Annotated in this window: 2 protein-coding genes and 1 pseudogene; 1 reads left to right on the top strand and 2 read right to left on the bottom strand. The window is 35.7% G+C overall.

All coding sequences use genetic code 11. The features are described from left to right. Both HMPREF2794_RS29460 and HMPREF2794_RS08395 read right to left on the bottom strand, forming a co-directional pair. Positions 1-367, bottom strand: a pseudogene (locus tag HMPREF2794_RS29460) (glutaminase domain-containing protein); the annotation flags it as partial. A gap of 712 nt (positions 368-1,079) precedes the next feature. Next, positions 1,080-2,318, bottom strand: coding sequence for a site-specific integrase (locus HMPREF2794_RS08395; RefSeq protein WP_309569012.1), 1,239 nt, complete (start codon positions 2,316-2,318; stop codon positions 1,080-1,082). Positions 2,319-2,931: 613 nt separating this feature from the next. Here HMPREF2794_RS08395 and HMPREF2794_RS08390 point away from each other — a divergent pair. Beyond that, positions 2,932-5,024: glutaminase domain-containing protein (locus HMPREF2794_RS08390; protein ID WP_070612318.1), on the top strand; the 2,093-nt coding region annotated here is incomplete at its 3' end.

Here is a 5,024-nt window from a genome sequence, read left to right as displayed (position 1 = left end):
TCCGAGAATCCAATGGTAATCCATAAGGATTCTGCTTAGTCAAGTAATAATTGATTTCTTTGCCAATTACATTATTAGGAAAGAGGTTCAGATTCCACATCTTATCCCAGATCATGTTGTACTTTTGGCTCCAAGTGTTTTTGCGATCGAAAGCAAGGCGATAATGATCTCCTTCATTTGCCATTTCCTCCCATTTGACTGCCATTTTCTGGGCTATAGTAGCATACTTATCTGCTATATCATTAAATCCTAACATTTTAGCCATCTCGCTGTAACCAGCTATTCCCATAATTGCTTTCACTGACAAGTTCGCATTATGAGCCCAATGCCCGGCAAAGTCGTCCGTGCACAACTGGTTCTCCGGGTCCAGTACTGTCCAAACCGCCTTTTATTATTGTAATCAACTAATATACAATAATATATCGTCTTTTGTGTTGTCTTTGTGTTGTCTGTTTAGGTACAAAACAGTATATGTAAATCGATAATTGTGTCGTAATATAAAAGGTGGATGATAATAGATTTAAAATCTTAAAAAAATCTATTAAATAAAATATAATTATATTTACAATATATAAAAGAAACATATTATAAAAGAAACAATTCTATTTTGCATAAATCATTATTGCATAGTAAATTAAAACATATAATACAAACAAAAAAAGATATATATACCAAATACGAATAAGATAAAACATAATGAGGAATTCATGATGCCATATGGTGTAACTATGAAACATAACAGGAAGCAATGAGGTTTCAAATGGTTAAGGAGAATATGGATAATGTAAACATATATAATCTAAAAATATGATAGTGTATCATGCCTGGCTGACTTGACTTCATTTTTGCATAAGATTTGCTGCACTATTATGTATAATATATAAGAAAGAATTAAATAATGTAGCTTTGAATTAATTTTGGACTGCATGAGAGACATATCTGACACCCGGGTGTCGGTATACATAAAATCCGGGTGTCAAACAAACCTTAGATACTATTGATTTTTTCTGCTTTACTATAGTGAATAGGGCGGTGATGTAGCCTGTATTTATTCAGACTCCGAAAGGCATTTCTTACAGCTACCCCAAATTTGCAAGTTTAGCTCGCAATTCTTTGAGTCTTTTAGCAGCCTGTTGATTATCGACCTTAATATATCGCATAAAAGCAGCGGGACTTTTATGACCAGATATACGCATTAATTCTCCTGCAGGGAAACCAGATAAATACATATTTGTACAAAATGAGCGGCGGCACGTATGCGAAGATATCATTTCCCACTTTTCATATACTTTCTTTTCTCTTTCATTACCCTTCTTACGAACTATTTCGATTTTCTGCCTTAATTTAGCTCGACGTCCCAGTTCTTTGATCTTCTCATTGAACATATATCTCGGGATTTTAGGAAGGTCATAATTATACTTCTTAAGAATTTCAGGTACATAATCAATCATAGGAATAACAACAGCCTTATGTACTTTCCGCTGTTTAAGATTTATATTCTCATTGTCCAAATCAATATGCTCAGGACTTAATGTAGAAAGATCACTATATCGCAACCCGGTGAAACACCCGGTAATAAACACATCTCGGATTTCCTCCAATTGCTTGTCACCGGATAAATCAAGCTCATATATTGCAGCCAACTCTTTTTCATTCAAATAAATAGCATCAGTCTCTTCTTCTACTACTTTGAAATTTCTTAGGTCAATTGGCGGAATAACTCCTTTAACAATCTGATAATTCACAAAACCTTTCAATAATCGTATTATCTTTCCGGCGGAGTTAGTAAGTAGCCCTATTGTCCCATTTGGCTTTACAACCTTATGGAATAGATAATCCATAAACTCATTATAGAATGTCAGGTTTAGATTACGGAATGTTACCGGTTGTGATGAATACTTCTTGAAACCATTCAGATGTTTGCGGAGTGTTCTGTAGTCTTTGATTTGATCAGCGGAAACAGATGGTGTCTTTTCTAATATATATCGCTCTAATGCCTCAAACATATCTACCCGGTTAGGGCGCAGTCCATATTCTCTGTTTTTCTCCAATTCGAGCAGGACAAATTCTACAGTCGGATCTATGCCATTTTCTTTAGCATAAGTCAGAATGTCACCAAGCTTAGATGTGATCTTAATCAAACAGGTATCGATTTCATCATAGTTGGGGCATGCACGTTTAATCCACTTCTTTTTAGAATCCCAATGTTCGGGTCTAATATTGTATCCGGTAGATATAAGCGTACGTCTTGTTCGATCGTAATTATATCGAACATAAAGTACAGTAGTACCCTCTTGGGTAACGTACTTTGGTTTTATATATGGAGTATATTTTGCTATAGTAATAACCTGTATTGCATTCGTGATGCAAATTTACGAAAGGTATCTGAAATGACCAATACCTCTTTTGTTAAAGTTCCAAGCTTTCAGTTATTGGGGCATTTCCTCAAATAGTTTAGGAAAAATACTATTCAGAAAAGAAAAAAAACTGTTCAAACGGCCTTCTTTTAGCTTGTATACCTGTTAAAAGAAGGTTTGAAACATGAAAAAGACTAGATTTTATCCTTTCTTGAACATCTATTTTCCTATTTTATGTTATTAAATCCATTAATTTGCGGTGTTACAAATAAGATGCTATGAAAAACAAGTTAAGTAAACGAGTTCGGATTCACTAAGAAAACACGACTCTGCAACAACTTCTTTACTTAGCATTTTATACAAAATTTAAGAGTACTCATTTTAGATATTAGTTAATAGTTTTAAGGTACACAGAGATAACAGGAATATTAAGGTATAAAGATTGCAGTTTTCAAAGGTATTACTTAAGGTAAAAAGTAGCATAAAAGAGAATGTAGGTTTTGTTTTTCTTGAAGGTAAATAAGATTGATGAATGGATAACCTTAAATTTGTAGATAAAATAAAAGAAGTATTTATGAAGAAACTACTAGCCATGATGGCTCTTTCAGTTGGTTTAATGGTTAATGCTCAGACAGTTGACCTATTAAAGCCTTCTAAAGAAATAGCATTACGAGCCCCTTCGGTGCCCATTGTTGTTTCAGATCCATATTTTTCGATCTGGTCTCCTTATGATAACCTAATGGAAGGCAGTACAGAACACTGGACAAATGCCAAGAAACCTTTATTAGGCGCTTTGCGTGTAGATGGAAAAGTCTATCGTTTTTTAGGAAAAGATAAAATCAACTTGATTCCTATTGCCCCTATGACTAATGTAGAGCGTTGGGAAGCTGCTTATACTAACAATCAACCGGCAAATGGATGGCAAGAGCTGCAATTTGATGATAGCAATTGGAAGAAAGGCAAAGCTGCTTTCGGTAGCCGTGACATGCAACGCGTTCATACAGAATGGAAAGGTGATAATACCGACATTTATATTCGCCGCACATTTGATTTCAATGATAAGGATATAGCAGAAGATATTTACCTGATTTATTCTCATGACGATGTATTTGAACTATATCTGAATGGAGAAAAACTGGTTTCAACCGGTCTTGTGTGGAGAGATAATGTATCTCTGAAACTATCAGATGCGGCAAAGAAGAAACTCCGTAATGGCAAAAATGTAATTGCAGCACATTGCCATAATACGACAGGAGGCTCATATGTCGATTTTGGCTTGTTCCGTGAAAAGGAGAATGCTGTAAAATTTGCAAATGAAGCTGTGCAAAAGTCTGTTGATGTATTAGCAACTTCTAGCTATTATACATTTGCTTGTGGACCAGTAGAACTGGATATCGTATTTACTGCTCCTCAATTAATTGATGACCTGGATTTACTATCAACTCCAATTAACTATGTTTCTTATCGTGTTCGTTCGCTAGATAAAAAAGAACACGATGTGCAATTCTATATAGAAACAACTCCAGAATTGACCATCAATGAGAGTAATCAGCCGACTATCGCGCGTACATTGTCTAAAAATGGTATTAGTTATGTAGAAGCAGGCTCTATTGACCAGCCAATATGTGACCGTAAAGGTGATTTGATTTGTGCTGACTGGGGATATGTATACCTTGCAGGTGTAAATGGAGCTGGAAAATCAGTAAGTCTAGGTGATTATTATGGAATGAAAGAGTCATTTGTTAAAAATGGAACATTAGCTTCTTCAAAGACAAAATGGGAAACTCGCAAGGAGGAAAATACTCCAGCCATGGCATATACACATAACTTAGGCATGGTTTCTCAAAATGGAAAAGAAGGCTTTATGATGATTGGCTATGATGACATTTATTCCATAGAATATATGTATGAAAAGCGTATGGGATATTGGAAGCATGATGGTAAGGTTACAATCTTCGACGCTTTCGAGAAATTGAGAGACAACTATTTGTCCATAATGGAACGTTGTCGTGCCCTTGACGAATTAATTTATAACGATGCGGAAAAGGCCGGTGGTAAGAAATATGCGGAGATTTGTTCTGTATCTTATCGTCAAGTGATGTCTGCTCACAAGCTGTTTACAGATAAAGAGGGCAATTTGCTATGGTTTTCTAAAGAAAATAATAGTAATGGCTGCGTAAATACGGTTGATTTGACTTATCCTTCTGCTCCTCTTTTCTTGGTTTATAACCCTGAATTAGTAAAAGCGATGATGACGAGTATCTTCGAATATAGTGCTAGTGGACGTTGGAATAAACCTTTTGCTGCACATGATCTTGGAACTTATCCGATTGCGAATGGACAAGTTTACGGTGGTGATATGCCGATTGAAGAAAGTGGCAATATGGTAATCCTTGCTGCAGCTCTTGCAAAAGTCGAAGGAAATGCTGATTATGCCAAAAAATATTGGGATATTTTGACGATTTGGACCAACTATCTTGTAGAGTATGGACAGGACCCGAGTAACCAGTTGTGTACTGATGATTTTGCCGGGCATTGGGCTCATAATGCGAACTTATCAGTGAAAGCAATCATGGGAATAGCTGGTTACAGCGAGATCGCCAGGATGTTAGGATTTAATGATGTAGCAGATGAGTATGCTACTATAGCCAAGAAAATGGCGGTTAA

Source organism: Bacteroides sp. HMSC067B03 (assembly GCF_001811315.1).
GTDB lineage: Bacteria > Bacteroidota > Bacteroidia > Bacteroidales > Bacteroidaceae > Bacteroides > Bacteroides faecis.
The sequence above is the reverse complement of the archived record's forward strand: the minus strand, read 5'-3'. Positions and strand labels throughout refer to the sequence as shown.